Origin of the sequence: Bradyrhizobium sp. LA6.1 (assembly GCF_040547805.1) — a bacterium.
Lineage (GTDB): Bacteria > Pseudomonadota > Alphaproteobacteria > Rhizobiales > Xanthobacteraceae > Bradyrhizobium > Bradyrhizobium barranii.
Genome location: NZ_JBEPQK010000023.1, coordinates 118924 through 137661, shown reverse-complemented (window position 1 = coordinate 137661; position 18738 = coordinate 118924). Strand labels below are relative to the sequence as shown.

The 18738-nt window shown below is 64.8% G+C and carries 15 protein-coding genes and 1 pseudogene; 7 read left to right on the top strand and 9 right to left on the bottom strand.

The features are described 5' to 3' along the window. The first annotated feature begins 951 nt into the window (after positions 1-951). From ABIB99_RS38580 to ABIB99_RS38565, 4 genes and pseudogenes are all read left to right on the top strand, one after another. Positions 952-4338 (top strand): helicase-related protein, encoded by a 3387-nt coding sequence (locus tag ABIB99_RS38580; protein WP_354180935.1) that lies wholly within the window; start codon positions 952-954, stop codon positions 4336-4338. A 10-nt stretch (positions 4339-4348) separates the two neighbouring features. After that, positions 4349-4618: pseudogene (locus ABIB99_RS38575) on the top strand (RNA-binding S4 domain-containing protein); the annotation flags it as partial. Positions 4619-4749: 131 nt separating this feature from the next. Beyond that, on the top strand, positions 4750-5088 hold the full coding sequence (gene fdxA / locus ABIB99_RS38570; RefSeq protein ID WP_135216445.1) for a ferredoxin FdxA: 339 nt from the start codon (positions 4750-4752) through the stop codon (positions 5086-5088). 344 nt (positions 5089-5432) lie between these two features. Next, positions 5433-6227, top strand: coding sequence for a CarD family transcriptional regulator (locus ABIB99_RS38565; protein ID WP_084794942.1), 795 nt, complete (start codon positions 5433-5435; stop codon positions 6225-6227). A 176-nt stretch (positions 6228-6403) separates the two neighbouring features. Here ABIB99_RS38565 and ABIB99_RS38560 read toward each other — a convergent pair whose 3' ends face one another. After that, complete coding sequence (locus tag ABIB99_RS38560; RefSeq protein WP_207794624.1) at positions 6404-7075, bottom strand: hypothetical protein; 672 nt, start codon at positions 7073-7075, stop codon at positions 6404-6406. A gap of 128 nt (positions 7076-7203) precedes the next feature. On the opposite strand from ABIB99_RS38560, the gene ABIB99_RS38555 reads away from it, so the two are divergent. After that, a complete protein-coding gene (locus tag ABIB99_RS38555; protein WP_135216446.1) occupies positions 7204-8094 on the top strand; it encodes a LysR substrate-binding domain-containing protein in 891 nt (296 codons plus the stop codon). A gap of 2 nt (positions 8095-8096) precedes the next feature. Here the strand turns inward: ABIB99_RS38555 and ABIB99_RS38550 are convergent, their stop codons facing one another. From ABIB99_RS38550 to cyoA, 7 genes are read right to left on the bottom strand one after another with little or no spacing between them, the layout of a single operon-like run. After that, positions 8097-8630, bottom strand: coding sequence for a response regulator transcription factor (locus ABIB99_RS38550; protein ID WP_014490373.1), 534 nt, complete (start codon positions 8628-8630; stop codon positions 8097-8099). Beyond that, positions 8620-9999 (bottom strand): ATP-binding protein, encoded by a 1380-nt coding sequence (locus tag ABIB99_RS38545; protein ID WP_354180931.1) that lies wholly within the window; start codon positions 9997-9999, stop codon positions 8620-8622. Before ABIB99_RS38545 ends, ABIB99_RS38550 begins: the two co-directional genes overlap by 11 nt. Continuing rightward, a complete protein-coding gene (locus ABIB99_RS38540) occupies positions 9971-10819 on the bottom strand; it encodes an SURF1 family protein (protein ID WP_354180929.1) in 849 nt (282 codons plus the stop codon). Before ABIB99_RS38540 ends, ABIB99_RS38545 begins: the two co-directional genes overlap by 29 nt. 47 nt (positions 10820-10866) lie before the next feature. Next, positions 10867-11247 carry a cytochrome o ubiquinol oxidase subunit IV gene (gene cyoD / locus ABIB99_RS38535; protein ID WP_085399178.1) on the bottom strand — a complete coding sequence of 127 codons (381 nt, stop codon included), beginning with the start codon at positions 11245-11247 and terminating at the stop codon, positions 10867-10869. Further along, on the bottom strand, positions 11244-11873 hold the full coding sequence (cyoC, locus tag ABIB99_RS38530) for a cytochrome o ubiquinol oxidase subunit III (RefSeq protein ID WP_354180926.1): 630 nt from the start codon (positions 11871-11873) through the stop codon (positions 11244-11246). Before cyoC ends, cyoD begins: the two co-directional genes overlap by 4 nt. Then, complete coding sequence (gene cyoB, locus ABIB99_RS38525) at positions 11874-13871, bottom strand: cytochrome o ubiquinol oxidase subunit I (protein WP_135216450.1); 1998 nt, start codon at positions 13869-13871, stop codon at positions 11874-11876. Between the two features lie 11 nt (positions 13872-13882). Beyond that, a complete protein-coding gene (cyoA, locus tag ABIB99_RS38520; RefSeq protein ID WP_354180924.1) occupies positions 13883-15043 on the bottom strand; it encodes a ubiquinol oxidase subunit II in 1161 nt (386 codons plus the stop codon). A gap of 182 nt (positions 15044-15225) precedes the next feature. Here cyoA and ABIB99_RS38515 point away from each other — a divergent pair, with 182 nt between their 5' ends. Both ABIB99_RS38515 and ABIB99_RS38510 read left to right on the top strand, forming a co-directional pair. Then, positions 15226-16554 (top strand): MFS transporter, encoded by a 1329-nt coding sequence (locus ABIB99_RS38515; RefSeq protein ID WP_063980650.1) that lies wholly within the window; start codon positions 15226-15228, stop codon positions 16552-16554. Between the two features lie 72 nt (positions 16555-16626). Continuing rightward, complete coding sequence (locus tag ABIB99_RS38510) at positions 16627-17037, top strand: c-type cytochrome (RefSeq protein ID WP_187387906.1); 411 nt, start codon at positions 16627-16629, stop codon at positions 17035-17037. Between the two features lie 180 nt (positions 17038-17217). Here the strand turns inward: ABIB99_RS38510 and ABIB99_RS38505 are convergent, their stop codons facing one another. Further along, on the bottom strand, positions 17218-18708 hold the full coding sequence (locus ABIB99_RS38505) for a M48 family metalloprotease (RefSeq protein WP_063980651.1): 1491 nt from the start codon (positions 18706-18708) through the stop codon (positions 17218-17220). Positions 18709-18738 lie beyond the last annotated feature (30 nt).

Genomic DNA, 18738 nt, shown 5'->3' with positions numbered 1-18738 from the left:
CCGCCCCCCCCGCCCCCCCGCCCCGCCCCCCCCCCCCCCCCCCCCCCCCCCCCCGGCCCCCCCCCCCCCCCCCCGGGGGGGGGGGGGGGGGCGCGCCGGGGGGGGGGGGGGGGGGGGGGGCCATCTCTCCATTCGAACAGTTCCCGTGGGGAGAGATCACCCCACCCCGCTGCGCATTTCGCTTCGCTCCATGCCCAGCGACCCACGAGCGAGCTTCGCTCGTCTCGGACCCCTCCAGGGGAGGGTAAGAAAGCGCGCCGTTCCAGACGGGCTGCGATCCGTCATTTTCGTGGTTTAAAAGGTCTAGTTATTTCAATGGCGTGGCTACTGTGCATGGGGTTGTTTTCGCGAAAATGAGTTTGGGGGTCGTGATCCCAGGAATCCATTTGACTCCTCCCCGATTCTGATTCGACTCCGCGCCGTCCCCAATTTTAAGGAACCGGTCATCGAAACGCCGCTTGTGCGGCAGGGCAAAACTCCATCTAGTGCACAACCAATAAGAGTCCCGCGACATGTGGCGTGAACGGAACAGGCTTCAGCGGGAGTCAGCGATTCGGCCGCGATTCGTTCTAGAGTCGTTCCGAAGCTTAAGGCCAACGGGAAAAGCGTCGCAAAGTGAGACAGTTGCGCGAGGTTTGGGGAGCGCGCTCCCACACGCTCGGTGTCTTCGCCCGGCTTGACCGGGCGATCCAGTACGCCGAGGCCGTTGTGGTTGAGCGGACAAGCCGCGGCGTACTGGATGCCCCGGTCCCGGCTCCGCCAAGGCTACGCCGGGGCTCAGGGGGGTGCTCGGCCCGCCGAAGCCTTGGCGAAGGCGGCAGGCTGGGGCATGACAGTGGAATGCTTGGCTGCAGCGTAGCGTTCGGAGACATGGCCGACACCTCCCAGCCCTCAACACACCCCAAAACAGCACTGACATTCGCCCAAATCGCCACTACCTAATCCCCAGACATGGCCTTCTCCTCCTCCCCCTTCGCCTCCGAGCGCGCACCTGGCGCGGGCGTCACTGCGGTGCTCGGGCCGACCAACACCGGCAAGACCCATCTCGCCATCGAGCGGATGCTCGCGCATCCCTCTGGCGTGATCGGGCTGCCGCTGCGGCTGCTCGCGCGCGAGGTCTATAACAAGATCGCCGCACGGGTCGGCAGCGAGGCCGTCGCGCTGATCACGGGCGAGGAGAAGATCAAGCCGAAGAACCCGCGCTACTGGGTCTCCACCGTCGAGGCGATGCCGCGCGATCTCGACGTCTCCTTCCTCGCCGTCGACGAGGTCCAGATCGCCTCCGATCTCGAACGCGGCCACGTCTTCACCGACCGCATCCTCAACCGCCGCGGCCGCGACGAGACGCTGCTGCTGGGCGCCGCCACGATGCGCCCGATCATCGAGCGGCTGCTGCCCGGCGTGTCCATGATCACGCGGCCGCGCCTGTCGCAGCTGGAATTCGCCGGCGACCGCAAGATCACGCGCCAGCCGCGCCGCACCGCCATCGTCGCGTTCTCGGCAGACGAGGTCTACGCCATCGCCGAGCTGATCCGCCGCCAGCATGGCGGCGCGGCCGTGGTGCTGGGATCGCTCTCGCCCCGCACGCGCAATGCGCAGGTGGAGATGTTCCAGAACGGCGACGTCGACTACCTCGTCGCCACCGATGCCGTCGGCATGGGCCTCAATCTCGACGTCGACCACGTCGCCTTCGCCTCCGACCGCAAGTTCGACGGCTACCAGTTCCGCCGCCTGACGCCGGCCGAATTCGCGCAGATCGCCGGGCGTGCGGGCCGCGCCACGCGCAACGGTACTTTTGGCACGACGGGCCGCTGCGGGCCGTTCGAGCCCGAGCTCGTCAACGCGCTCCAGAACCACACCTTCGACAACGTGAAAATGCTGCAATGGCGCAATGCGAAGCTGGATTTCGCCTCGCTCGGCGCGCTCCAGGTGTCCCTGAACCAGTCGCCCGGCCATGAGGCGCTGACGCGTGCGCCGATCGCCGAGGACATGCGCGTGCTCGACCACGCCGCCCGCGACGTCGAGGTGCGCGATATCGCGCATGGCAAGGCGGCGGTGGAACGGCTGTGGGAGGCCTGCCAGGTCCCCGATTACCGAAAACTGTCGCCGGCCGCCCATGCCGAGCTCGTCACCACGCTGTACGGCTTCCTGATGCAGAAGGGCTGCATCCCCGATTCCTGGTTTGCGGCCCAGGTCGACCAAGCCGACCGCATCGACGGCGACATCGACACGCTGTCGGCCCGGATCGCCCAGATCCGCACCTGGACCTTCGTCGCCAACCGCCCGGACTGGCTGAAAGACCCCGAACGCTGGCAGGGGATCGCCCGCGAGGTCGAAAATAAATTATCGGATGCGCTCCATGAACGCTTGACTGAGCGTTTCGTTGATCGCCGGACCAGTGTATTGATGCGCCGCCTGCGGGAGAACACGAGCTTGAATACTGAAATCGGCAAGACCGGCGAAGTCATCGTCGAAGGCCATGTCATCGGCCGCCTCGATGGCTTCACCTTTGCACCGGATGCGGCGGAAGCAGGCTCCGATGCGAAAGCCTTGCAGGCTGCAGCGCAAGCGGTGCTCGCCGGCGAGATCAACGCGCGCGCCGAAAAACTGGGCAATGCGCCGGACGATCAGTTCGTGCTGACCTCGGAAGGCACGATCCGCTGGACCGGCGATGCCGTGGCGCGCCTGTCTGCCGCGGAGGAGGCGCTGCATCCGCGCATCCGCATCATCTCGGACGAGCGCCTCACCGGTGCGCCGCGTGAGAAGGTGCAGGCCCGGCTCGAGCTCTGGCTCAAGACGCATATCGAAAAGCTGCTCGGGCCGATGTTCGAGCTGTCGAAGGCCGAGGACGTCACCGGCATTGCCCGCGGCATCGCCTATCAGCTGGTCGAGGCGCTCGGCGTGCTCGAGCGTCCGAAGATTGCGAACGAGCTGAAGGATCTCGACCAGCCCTCGCGCGCCGTGTTGCGCAAATACGGCGTGCGTTTCGGCGCCTATCACATCTACTTCCCCGGCCTGCTCAAGCCCGCCGGCCGTGCGCTGGCCGCACTGCTGTGGGCGCTGAAGCAGGACAATGTCGATCTGTCGTCGCTGTCGGGCGCGCAGCATCTGGCATCTTCGGGCCGCACCTCGTTCCCGGTCGACAAGCAGCTGCCGCGCGATGCCTATCGCGTGCTCGGCTACAAGCAGGCCGGCGAGCGCGCCGTGCGCGTCGACATCCTGGAGCGGCTCGCCGATCTGATCCGCCCGGCGCTGGCCTGGCGCGAGAACTCGCCCGGCGAAAAGCCCGCGGGCGCGTTCGACGGCCGCAGCTTCGTGGTGACGCAGGCGATGACCTCGCTTACCGGCTCCGCCGGCGAGGATTTCGCCTCGGTGCTGCGCGCGCTCGGCTATCGCATGGAGAAGCGTGCGCCGCTGCCGCCGAAGCCGGTGGCAGTCGTCGCGGAGACGCCGGCTGCCGAAGCAAGCGCAGAGGCTCCGACTGAGCCGACCGCGACCGATGATGCCGCTGTAACCGCGGACACCGCGATCGAAGCCGCCGCCGAGCCCGTCACCGTCGAAGACGCGCCCGGCATGGAGCAGCACGACGAGCCCGCGCATGAAGAGCCGGCGCTCGAAGCATCGCCGGATGCCCCCGTCACGCCCGAGGATGCCCCCGGCATCGCGCCGCCGGCGGAAGAGGCCGCTGCGCCCAGCGAGGCGGTGGAAGCCGCTCCCGCCGAGGCCGCTGCAACGGAAGCCGCTGCATCCGCCGATGCCGCCGCGCCGGTCGAGGCTGCCGCTGCGCCTGCCGAGCCCGAGCTCGTCGAGGTCTGGCGTCCCGGCGGCCGTCACGAGGATCGCAAGCCGCGCCACGAGCGCCATCGCCACCAGCGTCACCACCAGCCGCGTCCGCAGCAGGCCGGTGCCGAAGCTGGCGCCGCCCCTGCCGAAGGCGCGGCCGCGCCGTCAGCCGACGGCGAGAAGCGCAATGAGCGCCATCGTCACGGCGGTCATCGCAGAGATGGGGCAAAGGATTTCCGCAAGCCGCGCGAAGGTGGCGCCGAAGGTGCACCGCGCCAAGAGGGGCGCGACGACAAGAACCGCCGCTTCGAGGGCAAGGATCGCGACAACAAGGATCGCGATCGCAACAAGGGCAAGTTCGGCGGCGATCGCGACAAGGGCCGCGACAATCGCGGTCGTGACCGCGACAAGGGCCGCGACCGTCAGGGCGGGCCGTCGCTGCGCCCCTACGCCTCGAGCGCGAACCCGCGCGAGCGCGATCGTCCGGCCGATCCGAACTCGCCCTTCGCAAAGCTCGCTGCGCTGAAAGAGCAGCTGTCCGGTCGCAAGGAGTGATCCCACGACCGAGCGGCAGCGCCTCGACAAATGGCTGTGGCACGCGCGGGTGGTGAAGGCGCGCACCTCCGCGGCCGAACTCGTTGAGTCCGGCCACGTTCGCATCAACGGCACACGCGAGAAGTCGCCGGGCCATGCAATCAAGATCGGCGACGTGATCACCATCGCGCTCGATCGCACCGTGCGCGTGCTGAAAGTAACCGCTTTCAACGAGCGCCGCGGCGATGCCGCCTCGGCCCGCGTGCTCTACGAGGAGCTGAGCGAAGCGAAGCGCAATTAATTGCGCTTTGAGTTCATTTCTTGGCCGATCAAAGCGCAAAGCCGTCATGATCGGCCGTTCCCGACCTTGCGGCGCCGGGCCATCCGCGCTACGCAAGCCGCGACTTTTAAAAGAGCTTTTCGGAGCGTTGGATGACTTACGTCGTCACTGAAGCCTGCATCAAGTGCAAGTATACCGACTGCGTCGAGGTCTGCCCGGTCGACTGTTTCTACGAGGGCGAGAACATGCTCGTCATCCATCCTGACGAATGCATCGACTGCGGCGTGTGCGAGCCGGAATGCCCCGCCGACGCCATCAAGCCGGACACGGAACCGGGCCTGGAAAAGTGGCTCCAGGTCAACGCCGACTACGCCAAAAGCTGGCCGAACATCACCCAGAAGAAAGAATCACCCCCCGACGCGAAGGAATTCGACGGCCAGGACGGCAAGTTCGAGAAATATTTTTCTCCGAACCCGGGCTCGGGAGACTAATTCTCGCCCAAACTTAACCCTAATACCTTCGTCAGCGCCGAAAACCAGCCCTCAAGACCCCTAAATCATTGATTTTTGCGGGAAATGTGCTATATTGAGCACATTAAGCTGAACCCCGTCAGCCCAGTTGGCCCCGTTGGGTTCCCGTGAAACCAAATGTCGAACAGGGGCGTGGCAGTTTCCGCGCGCAGGCTGTGTCACAGAAAACGCGTAAAAAGAGTACTTCAGCGAGGGCTTCCCATAAGGAGGCCAAAAAAGTCGCCGCGGCCAGCCGTAGCGCATCCAAGGGTCGGACCGCGACTAAGGCACCGGCTGCAAAGTCCTCGAAGAACAAAAGAAGCGCAATGCCTCACAAGACTGCCAAACCGGCCGCGAAAGCGACCGTTGCCAAGCCTGCTGCTGCCAAGGCTTCCGCTGCCAAGCCCGTTGCTCCGAAGGCTCCTGTTGCTGCCGCCCCTGCCAAAGCCCCCGTTGCTGCTGCGAAGCCGGCCGTGAAGGCTGCTGCACCCGCGCCGAAGGTCGAGGAAAAGAAGGTCGTGACCCAGCGCCAGGGCTTCAAGGCCAACGAATTCGTCGTCTATCCCGCTCACGGCGTTGGCCAGATCCTGGCCATCGAGGAGCAGGAGATCGCCGGTGCGAAGCTCGAGCTGTTCGTCATCAATTTCATCAAGGACAAGATGACGCTGCGCGTGCCGACCGCCAAGGTCGCGAACGTCGGCATGCGCAAGCTGTCCGACCCCGCGCTGGTGAAGAAGGCGCTGGAGACGTTGAAGGGCCGCGCCCGCGTCAAGCGCACCATGTGGTCGCGCCGCGCCCAGGAATACGAAGCAAAGATCAATTCGGGCGACATCGTCGCGATCGCGGAAGTCGTGCGCGACCTCTACCGTTCCGAGTCGCAGCCCGAGCAGTCGTACTCTGAACGTCAGCTCTATGAAGCGGCGCTCGATCGTCTCTCCCGCGAGATCGCGGTTGTGCAGCACTCGACCGAGACCGAAGCGGTCAAGGAGATTGAGGCCCAGCTCGCCAAGAGCCCGCGCCGCACCAACGCCAAGGCGGAAGCCGCCGACGGCGAGGGCGAGGCGGATGCCGACGGCGATACCGATGGCGACGATACCGCCGTCGCCGACGAGGCCGCGTAAGCGTCTCGCAGCGTCGATCGCAAGCAATCAAAAGCCCGGCCGGTTGGCCGGGCTTTTTTGTTTTGAGTGGATCAGACTTTGCGACGGTGCAACCCGTGCGTTCGCACGGCCACGGGTGTTCAGGCCCCGTGTCGGGGGCATCGCTTCGAGGGAGAGTGTGACGAACTTGTCTCGAGTCACTTCCTGATCAGCGGAATCTGCAAATTGGTCGGCCGGTTCTGCTCGGTGTCAAAGCCACGGCCGTCGATGTTGCGGGCGCCCCAGAACAGGAGGTCGCCCCTGAGATAGACGAGATCATATTCCATGAAGTTCGTGGCCTCGGCGAGACCGAAGGGAGCGAAGGTTTTGCCGAAGATGCTCTGGGGCGCGCCTACGGCCCACGGTGCATATCCGACCGCGGCGACCTTGTTGAGCACATCGGCAAATCCCTGTGCCAGCGGTGTAACCTCGTAGGTCTCGTCGGCAACGAAGTCGACCTTCTGCGCGCCTGGAGCGATGGGATGCGCACCCTTCCACAGCATATGGCCGCCAATCCTGATCCGCGCGAGCGGCACGGCGCTGTAGGGATCGGCCGAGTTGACGATCTCGAGCTCGAAACGGTCGGAGGGGAGATATTTGAAGGCCCGCTTGAGATAGAAGGGCTTGAGCGTGCCATCGGCGTTCTTCGCCGCGCTCGGGCGCACCTCCGGTGCGATGCTTTCCCAGTCGCCGAGCAACGCCTGCTTCAATCCTGTCACATCCAGTTCCATGTTGTTTGCCTTTGCCTGCGTGTTGGAGGATTGCGCAGCCACTTCGCCAGATCCCGCCAGTGCCAGGATCAGCAGAGACGTTTGAATGCTCTTGAGCATGTGAAGCTCGCTCCCGTGCGCCTCTGCCTGCCAGGCAGACCTGGTTCACGCCGGCTATACGGGCAGCTGGCCGCCTGGAAAAAGACTTTGTAAGCTGGCCCCATGCCTGCGAGATATGGGAGATCGCGATGGAGCTTCGGCATCTCCGCTATTTCGTCGCCGTTGCCGATGCAGGCAGTTTGACTGTTGCGGCCGAGCAGAAGCTGCACACGTCGCAACCGTCGCTCAGCCGGCAAATCCGGGATCTCGAACGGGAGGTCGGCGTTCCCTTGATGAACCGCAGCGCCCAAGGCATCGCGCTGACGGCGGCCGGCAAGGCCTTTCTCGAGCACGCCAGAATGGCGCTGCTTCAGGCGGAGGCTGCCAAGGAAGCGGCGCTCCGTGCCGCGCAGCCCCCGCAGCCCGCTTTCTCGTTGGGCTTTCTGTCGGGCGCCGAAATCGATCTGCTGCCCGAGGTGGATCGCATTCTGCGCGACGCATTTCCCGGCATCGATATCCGCCTGTCGAGCGATTATTCGCCCTCGCTTGCCAAGGCCCTGATGCGGCGAAAGCTCGATGCTGCCTTCATCCGGCCGGAGGAGCACATGGAGGATCTGGTCTGCCGGCGCGTGCGCACCGATCCGCTGGTCTTCGTCTTTCCGAGCGACCATCGGCTGGCATCGCAAGCCGCGGTGGCGCCCGAGGAGATCAGGGACGAGACCTTCTACCTACCGTCCAAATCCGCTCCCGCGGTTCGCCGTATCGTTCTGGATTATTTCAGCCGGACCGGAATCGACCTCAAGCCCGACCGCGAAGTGCACAACGTCGTCCACGCGATCTCGATGATTGCGTCGACGCGCGGCGTCATGATGCTGCCGGCCTACACCAAGCGATATTTGCCGGAGACCATCACCACCCGGCCGGTGCGGGGAGAAGCACCCAAGCTTGATCTCGTTGTCGCCTATCACAAGGCGAATCAATCCCCGATCCTGAAGTTGCTTCTCTCCGAGGTCGGCAAGCTCGCGACGGCGTCGTCCTAGGCTCACTTCACCGGCCGCTTCTCGAGCTTCCTTGCCAGCGTGCGCCGGTGCATGCCCAGCCTTCGTGCCGCTTCCGAGATGTTGAAATCGGTCTCGATCAGCGTCTGGTGGATGCGCTCCCATTCCAGCGTCTTGATCGAGGTCGGCCGTGCATCGAGGGCGACTTCGGCGTTGCCTTCGGCCTTGTTGAAGGCGGCTTCGATATCGTCGGTGTTCGACGGCTTTGCCAGGTAGTGGCAGGCGCCGAGCTTGATCGCCTCGACGGCGGTGGAGATGCTGGCAAAGCCGGTCAGTACCACGATCAGCATCTCCGGATCGTGCGTGTGCAGCAGCTCGACGCAGGCGAGGCCCGAGGCGCCGCCGAGCTTGAGATCGACCACCGCGTGTCCAAAGGATCGCTCCTCCAGCACCTTCCGCACCTCTTCGATCGAAGCTGCGAGGACGACGTCGTAGCCGCGGCGCTCGAACGAGCGTTTCAGCGTGCGCGCGAAGCCGGCATCGTCCTCGACGACGATGAGCGAACGGTCAGGCGTCAAAAGTTCCTCCGATCGCGAGCGTTGCGAGCGGCAGCGTCAGGCGGACGGTGGCGCCGCGCTTCCTGTGGTTCTCGGCGGTCACGCTGCCGCCGAGCTTGCGCACGACGTTCACCACCAGGAACAGGCCGAGCCCGCCGCCGGCGCGGCCCTTGCTCGAGTGATAGGGTTTTCCCAGCTGCGCCAGCATCTCCGGCGCAAAGCCCGGGCCGCGATCGCTGATCGACAGCACGAGATTGTCGCCCTCGCGCTCGGCCAGCAGCTCCACCCACTCGCGCGAGACCTCATAGGCATTGTCGAGCACGTTGAAGATCACCTGCTTCAGCGCGATGTCCGAGACGATCGCGACGTCCTCGCCGAACGTGTTAACGAAATAGAGCGTGCGGGCGGAGCGTGCGTCGCGCCACTCGTCCACCAGCGCGGTGACGAAGGCCGTCACCGTCGTCGGCGAGGAGCCTTCGCCGCGCGCCTCGCCCGCCGATACCAGGATGCCCGTCACGATGGTCTTGCAGCGTTGCAGGGAGGTTTCCATCTCCGCGAGATCCTCGGCAAGTTCCTGATCGGCGGCGAGATCGGGCATGCGGCGCCAGTCGCTGAGGATGACCGACAGCGAGGCGAGTGGCGTGCCGAGCTCATGCGCCGCGCCGGAGGCGAGCAGGCCCATGCGGACGATGTGGTCCTGCTCGGCCGCATGCTGGCGCAATGCCGCCAGATGCGCATCGCGCTCGCGCAAATTCCTGTTGATCCGGGTGACGAACACGACCAGCAGCACGGCGTTGAGGACGAAGCCCAGCAGCATGCCGGTCACGGTGAGACTGTAGGCCTCGCTGATCGGGTTCGGCGGCAGGTCGAGCGGCCGGTAGGCCATGGTCAGCCAGATGAAACTCGCGCAGGTCAGTGCGACCAGCGACCAAGTCGAACGGGCATTAAGCAGCACCGCGCCCAGCGTCACCTGGAGCAGGAACAGCGAGGTGAAGGGATTGGTGGCGCCGCCGCTGAGGTAGAGCTGCGCCGTCAGCGCGGCGACATCGAGCATCAAGGCGACCAAGAGCTCATTGTTGGTGATCGCGGCGCGATGGCGCACCCAGACCAGGCTCGAGACATTGAGAAAGACCAGCGCGCCGATCACAGCGCTCATCCGGGTCAGCGGCAGCGGAATGCCGAGCCAGAAATGCACGCCGCCGATGGTCACGATCTGCCCGACCACCGCGGTCCAGCGCAGCTGGATCAGCAGCGCCATGTTCTTGCGGTTGGTCTCGTCGTCGGTCGGCGCAACGCCGATCAGCTCGCTGCGCGCGTCCGCCTGCGATTGCAGCGTGACGGCGTCATGCGTCATTCCGTCGTCAGGTAGATTCGACGATCGTTCCAGCATCTGATCCCGTCCTGCGGGCGGTGGCATCGGAGCAGCCGGCCGGTTCGTGGACGAAGCGCTTGCGGCGGAACAGCCCGCCGCCGAATGTGACGAAAAGTTTACCCGCCAGCATGAAAGCCAGGGCAAACCACGTCAGCGCGTAGATCAGGTGGTTATTGGGAAAGCTGATCACGGTCAATCCGCCGATCGGGCCGCTGGTGGTTTGTGATCCGGCGTCAGCATCGACGAAAAAGGGTGCGACATGGTCGAGGCCGCGCGCTGCCGCAATCGCGGCGACATCCCGCGAGTACCAGCGGTTGTGCTGGGGCACGTTGTTCCGCAGGAATCCGCCCTTCGGCTCCGTCATGCGGAGCAGGCCCGTGATCTCGACCTGCCCGTCCGGATTGCCGATCTGGCGCGTCGATGCGTCGCGCCGCTCGGACGGCACGAAGCCGCGATTGACCAGGACGAGCGTGCCGTCGCCGCGCTGAAGCGGCGTCAGCACCCAATAGCCGGGGCCTTCCTCGGTGACCGCCTGAACCAGTGTCTCGCGGTCATGCAGGAAGCGGCCGGTGAGGCTGACGTGCCTGTATTCGTCGTTTGCGGTGGAGACGGCCGGCCAGGCCGCGCGCGACGGGATCGGCTGGGCCGGGGCATGGACGCGCTGCTCGACGCGGTCGATCAGCGCCAGCTTCCAGGTGCGCCGTTCGATCTGCCAGACGCCGAGTGCGATCAGAAGTGCAAAGGCCGCGAGCGAGAGAACCGTGAGCCACAGGCGCGGACGCGCAGCGTTGCGACGCGCGTCCTTGTCCCTGCCTGTCACGGTCCAAGCCTTGCTCACTTTCAAGCCTTGCTCACTTCCAAGCCTTGCTCACTTCGGAGTCTCGCTTACTTCATTCCCGTCATCTGGTGCATCGGCATCATGTTGCTGTTGAGGTGGTTCATCACCCACAGCGAGCCGGACAGCGCGATCACCACCATGACGATGGTGAAGATCAGCGCCATCATGCTCCAGCCGTTCTCGGACTTGGTGTTCATGTGCAGGAAGTAGATCATGTGCACGACGATCTGCACGACAGCGAAGGCCATGATGACGAGCGCGGTGATCTGCTTGCTCGGCAGCGCGCCGCTCATCACCAGCCAGAACGGGATCGCGGTCAGCACGACCGAGAGCACGAAGCCGAGCATGTAGGTCGAGAACGTGCCGTGGGCGTGGTCGTCGCCGTGGTGATGGCCGTCCGCGTGGGCGGCGTGGGTATCGGTGTTCATCGCAGAACTCCCAGGAGATAGACGAAGGTGAAGACGCCGATCCAGACCACGTCCAGGAAGTGCCAGAACATCGACAGGCACATCAGGCGGCGGCGGTTGGCTTCGATCAGGCCGAACTTCCAGACCTGCACCATCAACGTGACCAGCCAGATCAGGCCGCAGCTGACGTGCAGGCCGTGGGTGCCGACCAGCGTGAAGAACGCGGACAGGAAGGCGCTGCGCTGCGGGGTCGCCCCTTCATGGATCATGTGGGCGAACTCGGAGAGCTCGATGCCGATGAAGGCGATGCCGAACAGGCCGGTGATCGCCAGCCACATCTGGGTCTGGGCGATCTTGTTCTGCTGCATCGTCAGCATGGCAAAGCCATAGGTGATCGACGACAGCAGCAGCATCGAGGTGTTCACCGCGACCAGCGGCAGCTCGAACAGGTCCTTCGGGGCGGGGCCGGCGGCGTAGTTGGCGCCGAGCACGCCGAAGGCGGCGAACAGCATCGCAAAGATGAGACAGTCGCTCATCAGGTAGATCCAGAAGCCGAGCGGGGTGCTGTAGCCTTCCGGATGCGGGTGTTCGTCGGCGAGATAGAAGACCGGCTCGCCGGTTTGGGTAGGATTGACAGCGACAGTCATTTACTTGGCTCCGGCGAGCAGTTTGGTGCGCGCGTCCTCGGTCCGGATGACGTCGTCGGCCGGAATGTCGAAGTCGCGGTGATAGTTGAAGGTGTGACCGATGCCGACGGCGAGCATCGCGATGAAGCTCACGGCGGCAAGCCACCAGATGTACCAGATCAGGCCGAATCCCATCGCGGTGGCGAGGCCGGCGAGGATGATGCCGGTGCCGGTGCTGCTGGGCATGTGGATCGGCTTGAACCCCAAGAGCGGACGCTGATAGCCGCGCTTCTTCATGTCCCACCAAGCGTCATTGTCGTGAACGACGGGGGTGAAGGCGAAGTTGTAGTCCGGCGGGGGCGAGGAGGTCGCCCATTCCAGCGTGCGTGCATCCCAGGGATCGCCGGTGACGTCCTTGAGCTGCTCGCGCTTGAGGAAGCTGACTGCGAACTGCATCAGCATGCAGAGGATGCCGAGGAAGACCAGGCCGGCGCCGATCGCGGCGATGACGAACCAGATCTGCAAGGACGGATCGTCGAACACGCGCAGGCGGCGGGTCACGCCCATCAGGCCGAGCACATAGAGCGGCATGAAGGCCATGTAGAAGCCGGTGACCCAGAACCAGAACGACAGCTTGCCCCAGAACACATCGAGCTTGAAGCCGAATGCCTTCGGGAACCAGTAGTTGATGCCGGCGAACGCGCCGAACACCACGCCGCCGATGATCACGTTGTGGAAGTGCGCGATCAGGAACAGGCTGTTGTGCAGAACGAAGTCGGCCGGCGGCACCGCAAGCAGAACGCCGGTCATGCCGCCGAGCACGAAGGTCAGCATGAAGGCGATCGTCCACAGCATCGGTAGCTCGAAGCGGATCCGGCCGCGATACATCGTGAACAGCCAGTTGAACATCTTCGCGCCCGTCGGGATCGAGATGATCATCGTGGTAATGCCGAAGAACGAGTTGACGCTGGCGCCCGATCCCATCGTGAAGAAGTGGTGCAGCCAGACCAGGTACGACAGGATGGTGATGACCACCGTGGCGTAGACCATCGAGGTGTAGCCGAACAGGCGCTTGCCGGAGAAGGTCGAGGTCACTTCCGAGAAGATGCCGAAGGCGGGGAGAACCAGAATGTAGACCTCAGGATGACCCCAGATCCAGATCAGGTTCACGTACATCATCGGGCTGCCGCCGAAATCGTTCGTGAAGAAGTTGGTGCCGACGTAGCGGTCAAGCGAGAGCAGCGCGAGCACGACGGTCAGGACGGGGAAGGAGGCGACGATCAGGATGTTGGTGCAGAGCGCGGTCCAGGTGAACACCGGCATCTTCATCATGGTCATGCCGGGACAGCGCAGCTTGACGATGGTGCAGATCAGGTTGATGCCGGATAAGGTCGTGCCGACGCCTGCGACCTGCAGCGCCCAGATGTAATAGTCGACGCCGACGTCAGGACTGTAGCCGATGTTCGACAGCGGCGGATAGGCCAGCCAGCCGGTGCGGGCGAATTCACCGATGAACAGCGAAGCCATCACCAGCACTGCGCCGCCGACCGTCATCCAGAAGCTGAAATTGTTCAGGAACGGGAACGACACGTCGCGCGCGCCGATCTGCAGCGGCACCACGTAGTTCATCAGGCCGGTGACCAGCGGCATCGCCACGAAGAAGATCATGATCACGCCGTGGGCGGTGAAGACCTGGTCGTAGTGATGGGCGGGAAGGAAACCTTCGGAACCGTTGAACGCGAGCGCCTGTTGCGCGCGCATCATGAGCGCGTCGGCGAAGCCGCGCAGCAGCATCACGATGCCGAGGATCATGTACATGATGCCGATGCGCTTGTGGTCGACGGTGGTGAACCACTCGCGCCACAGATAGCCCCACAGGCGGAAATAGGTGATGCCGGCGAACAGCGCGCCGCCGCCGAGCGCGACCATCACGAAGGTGCCGACCAGGATCGGCTCGTGCAGCGGGAGCGAATCGAGGCCGAGGCGGCCGAAGATGAGCTTGAGAAGATCAGGAGACATGCGGGATCTCTTTAGGAGTCTGACTTCGGACGTTGTCCGAGGAAGAAGGACGAGGACTTCAGCGGCGTGAAAGTCGGCCGCTTCAGGCCGGCGCCGAGCAGCGGCGCGGTGTCGGCGGGGGCCGTGATGGAGGCGGTGGTCTTGCCCTGCGGCGCATCGGGCGTGCAGGTGCCGGCGACGAAGGTCGGCTCGGGTCCGAGCGCGGTGCCGCGGCGTGCGTACTTGTCGTAGGCCAGCGGCAGGGTGTTGTTGAGGCCCTCATGGCCGTTGCCGCCCTTGGCGTCGATCGCCATCATCTCGCTCTGGCACATCTTGCCGGTCTCGACGCACATGTTGAGGATCAGGCGGTAGAGATCGGAATCGACGGTGCCCCAGCGGCGCACCGGCTCGTTCTCGCTCGGCTTTTCGAGCTGGAGATATTCGGCGCGGCCGAGCGAGCCGCCGGCCGATTTGGCCTGCGCGATCCAGGCGTCAAAGCCCTTGTCGTCGAGGCCCTGGAAGTTGAAGTGCATGCCAGAGAAGCCGGCGCCGCTGTAGTTCGCCGAAAAACCCTTGTAGGTACCGGCGTGGTTGATCACGGCGTGGAGCGACGTCTCCATGCCCGGCATCGCGTAGATCTGACCGGCGAGTGCGGGGATGTAGAACGAGTTCATCACCGAGGAGGCGGTGATGTGGAAGTTGATCGGGCGGTCGACCGGCGCGGCGAGCTCGTTGACGGTGGCGATGCCGTAATCGGGGTAGATAAAGAGCCACTTCCAGTCGAGCGCGACGACATCGACGTCGAGCGGAGCCTTGGACTGGTCCACGGCGCGTTCCGCATGGATGCGGCCGATGTTGCGATAGGGGTCGAGCAGATGCGTGCCCATCCAGGTCAGCGCGCCCAGGCAGATGATGATCAGCAGCGGCGCCGACCAGATCACCAGCTCGAGCTTGGTCGAGTGGTCCCAATCCGGCTCGTAGCGGGCCGAGGTGTTGGACTGGCGGTAGCGCCAGGCAAACAGCACCGTCAGCGCCATCACGGGGACGACGATCAGGAGCATCAGGACGGTGGAGATGATGACGAGGTCGCGCTGTTGCGCTGCGATATCGCCGGCAGGCGCCAGCACGACGTAGTTGCAGCCGCTAAGCGCAGCTGCCAGAGGTAGCAGCGCCAGGATCTTGAGACGGGACACGGGCCGAGCCTTATGAGAATGAGTTTCCTTTGCGGGCCCAATGGGTAGCTGCGGCGCAGCAATCCGGACATTGGACAATTTGTCCAATGTTGCACTGCGGAATGTTGGGTCAGACAGGGGCAGATTGCCTGGCGCCCCGCCGGGCGGTCGGCTTTGGTTTTCAGGACGTTAAGGGCGCACGAATGGCGACGGCACAGACCCCTGCAATGGCAGACCTCCACTCGGGCGAGCACGGCCACGACCAGGCCAGTCCCGGCGAGATCGCCATCGGCGTCATCATCGGCCGCACCTCGGAATTCTTCGACTTCTTCGTCTACGCGATCGCCTCGGTGATCGTATTCCCGCGCCTGGTGTTCCCGTTCACCAGCGAGCTGACCGGCACCCTCTATTCCTTCATGATCTTCGCGCTGGCCTTCGTGGCCCGGCCGATCGGAACCGTCATTTTCATGACGGTCGATCGCGAGTACGGCAAAACCGCCAAGCTGGTCTCGGCGCTGTTTCTGCTCGGCACCGCCACAGTCGCGCTCGCGTTCCTGCCCGGCTATCACGACATCGGCAGCGCCGCGATCTGGCTGCTGGCGCTGGCGCGTATCGCGCAGGGTCTGGCCTGGGGCGGCGCCTGGGACGGCATGGCTTCGCTGCTGGCGCTGAACGCGCCGCCCTCCAAGCGCGGCTGGTACGCGATGGTGCCGCAGCTCGGCGCGCCGCTCGGCCTGATCGTGGCGAGCGCGCTGTTCGCCTATTTCGCCGGCAACCTCTCGGCCGACGACTTCTTCGACTGGGGCTGGCGCTATCCGTTCTTCGTCGCCTTCGCCATCAACGTCGTGGCGCTGTTCGCGCGCCTGCGCATGGTGACGACGGAAGAATATGCTTCGTTGTTCGAGACCCGCGAATTGCAGCCCGCGCGTATCTCCGAGACCGTCGCGCGCGAAGGCCAGAACATCATGCTCGGTGCATTCGCGCCGCTCGCAAGCTTCGCGCTGTTCCACATGGTCACGGTGTTTCCGCTGTCCTGGGTGTTCCTGTTCACCCGCGAAAGCCCGGTGCGCTTCCTGATCATCGAGATCGTCGCCGCCGTGTTCGGCGTCGCGGCCATCGTGGCCTCCGGCATCATCGCCGACCGCGTCGGCCGCAAATCGCTGCTGATGGGATCGGCAATCGCGATCGCCATCTACAGCGGTTTTGCTCCGCAGCTGCTCGATGCCGGCGCGTTCGGTGAGACCATCTACATGGTGATCGGTTTCATCCTGCTGGGTCTCTCCTTCGGCCAGTCCTCGGGCGCGATCGCCTCGAACTTCCGGCAGGCGTACCGCTACACGGCTTCCGCGCTGACCTCGGATATGGCCTGGCTGTTCGGGGCGGGCTTCGCGCCGTTGGTGGCGCTTCTGCTCGCCACCAATCTCGGCGTCATCGCGTCGGGTGCGTATCTGCTGTCAGGCGCGTTCTGGACGCTGCTCGCACTCTGGCTCAGCGGCCAGCGCGAGGCGGGCGACATGGACGCGGGCGGTTAAGCCGCGTCCAGCGGACGGGAATAAAACTCGGGCTGGACGATCCTGTTTGCGGCGACGCAAGCAGGAGATCCCATGAACGTCCGGTCCAATCCCGTCCACCCGCAAAGTTTTGCAAGCCTCCTCACCGTAAGCCTGGTCCTCACCATCGTCGCGGTCGTTTTCTCGACCGGGCTTGCCCACGCCACCGGCAACGTCGCGCGCGGCCAAACGCTCTACAAGGGCTGCGCAGATTGTCACTCCATCAATGAGAACGCTGTCGGCCCGATGCACAAGGGCGTGGTCGGTCGCAAGGCGGGCAGCGTGCCCGGCTATGACTATTCGGCCGATCTGAAGAACTCAGGGATCGTCTGGACCGAGGACAATCTCGACAAATGGCTGGCCGGACCGCAGGCCATGGTGCCGGAAACCAAGATGTTCTTCGACGTCCCGGACGCGCGGGATCGTGCTGACATCATCGCGTTTCTGAAGGAAAAGGCGCGGTAGGTCGGCAGAGCAGGTCTCGTAGGGTGGGCAAAGCGAAGCGTGCCCACCATCTGTCGCTATCATTACGGATCGTGGGCACGGCGCTACGCGCCTTTGCCCACCCTACGGCACTGTCTTTGTGGCCCGAGATCCCGGGTTCGCGCTAAGCGCGCCGCGGGATTGACGCGCGCTTAGCGCGCGTCAATCCGCCACGACCTTCACGCGATCCCGCACCTTCACCTGCGCGTTGCGATCGAGCCCGTTGAGCACGCGGAAGCGTTCGGCGGGATGATCGACGCCGGCCATGCGGTGGGAGAGCGATTCCACGGTGTCGCCGGGCTGCACGGTGATGACCTTGATGCGCAGGGGGCGCGCGGCCTGGATTTCGTCGAGCGTCAGGCGGCGGAATGAATTGACGGTCTCGCGCGCGTTGCGCTCGCTCTCGGTCGATTTCTGCCGTGTCGCGAAGATGAAGCGATAGACGTCGCTGCCGAAGCGCAACGCATAGACCTTGAACTGCCACTGATCGCCCTTGGCGGTGGCGGACGCAGCCGGAAAACCGTTGATGGTGATGTCTTCGGTGGAGGCCTTCTCGACGCCCTCCATCCAGCCGGAATTCAGGTAATCGCCGAGTGACTGCTCGGCCGGCACCCGCACGACGTCGAAGCGCATCGCCTGAGAGCCGCCGTCGCGCACGCCGATCACCGCCTGCGCGGTGTTGTCGAGCGTGAAATTGTCCGGCGCCTGGAAGGTGAAGCCGAGTTTCGGGTGCAGGAAACGCCGGCCGCGGACAAAACCTTCGCTGGGATCTTCGCCATAGACGAGGTTGTCGATCGCGGCGAGATAGGTCTCGCGGTCGCGCTCGGCGCCCTCGGGCGCCGCATATTGCCGTGCGATGGTCTGCGCATTCTGCACGCGCTCGGGGGTGGCCGGATGCGACGAGGTGAAATCCTGCGCGCGCGGATCGAGCGAGGTCTTGCCGACCTTGAGCTCGGCATTGCGCTCCATCGCCGACAGGAAGCGCGCGGCGCCATAGGGATCGAAATGTGCCTTGGCGGAAAGGCCGACGCCGATGCCGTCGGCCTCGAACTCCTGGTTGCGCGAAAAGCTCGCCATGGTGAGCTTGGTCTTGGCCAGTGCAAGCGCGGTGAGATCGGGATCGTTGCTCATGTCGGTGACGACGCGGGTGACGATCGCAGCCTGGCGCGCCTGGTCCTCGCGCATCGCGGCGTGCTTGGACAGCACATGCGCCATCTCGTGGCTGAGCACGGAGGACAATTCCGAAGTGTCGCTGGCGAGCGCGAGCAGGCCGCGGGTGACATAGAGCTGGCCGTTCGGCAGCGCGAACGCGTTCACCGCGCCGGAATTGAGGATGGTGACCTTATAGCCCTGGTCGGGGCGGTCGGACGCCGCGACGAGCCGGTCGACGGTCTTGCTGACCAGCGATTCGAGCCTGGGGTCGTCATAGGTGCCGCCATAGCTCGCCAGGATGCGCTCGTGCTCCTTTTCGGTGGCGGGGGTCTGCGCGACGGCCGGTTTCGGCTTGGGCATCGCCACGGTCGGCGGGGCCGCCGCGGTCTGGAACCGGTTCATGTCGCCGCAACCGGCAAGGGCTGCGCCCAGCACGAGGCACAGCGCCGCCGGCGCAGCCCGCAGGCGGCGGCGTTCACTCGATACGTGCCGTTCTAGCACCCCATCCACGTCGCTTAACCCGTGCCTGGC

Coding starts and splice junctions, on each gene's coding strand:
- ABIB99_RS38580 (WP_354180935.1), top strand. CDS start 952: ATGGCCTTCTCCTCCTCCCCCTTCGCCTCCGAGCGCGCACCTGGCGCG.
- fdxA (WP_135216445.1), top strand. CDS start 4,750: ATGACTTACGTCGTCACTGAAGCCTGCATCAAGTGCAAGTATACCGAC.
- ABIB99_RS38565 (WP_084794942.1), top strand. CDS start 5,433: ATGCCTCACAAGACTGCCAAACCGGCCGCGAAAGCGACCGTTGCCAAG.
- ABIB99_RS38560 (WP_207794624.1), bottom strand. CDS start 7,075: ATGCTCAAGAGCATTCAAACGTCTCTGCTGATCCTGGCACTGGCGGGA.
- ABIB99_RS38555 (WP_135216446.1), top strand. CDS start 7,204: ATGGAGCTTCGGCATCTCCGCTATTTCGTCGCCGTTGCCGATGCAGGC.
- ABIB99_RS38545 (WP_354180931.1), bottom strand. CDS start 9,999: ATGCTGGAACGATCGTCGAATCTACCTGACGACGGAATGACGCATGAC.
- cyoD (WP_085399178.1), bottom strand. CDS start 11,247: ATGAACACCGATACCCACGCCGCCCACGCGGACGGCCATCACCACGGC.
- cyoC (WP_354180926.1), bottom strand. CDS start 11,873: ATGACTGTCGCTGTCAATCCTACCCAAACCGGCGAGCCGGTCTTCTAT.
- cyoB (WP_135216450.1), bottom strand. CDS start 13,871: ATGTCTCCTGATCTTCTCAAGCTCATCTTCGGCCGCCTCGGCCTCGAT.
- ABIB99_RS38515 (WP_063980650.1), top strand. CDS start 15,226: ATGGCGACGGCACAGACCCCTGCAATGGCAGACCTCCACTCGGGCGAG.
- ABIB99_RS38510 (WP_187387906.1), top strand. CDS start 16,627: ATGAACGTCCGGTCCAATCCCGTCCACCCGCAAAGTTTTGCAAGCCTC.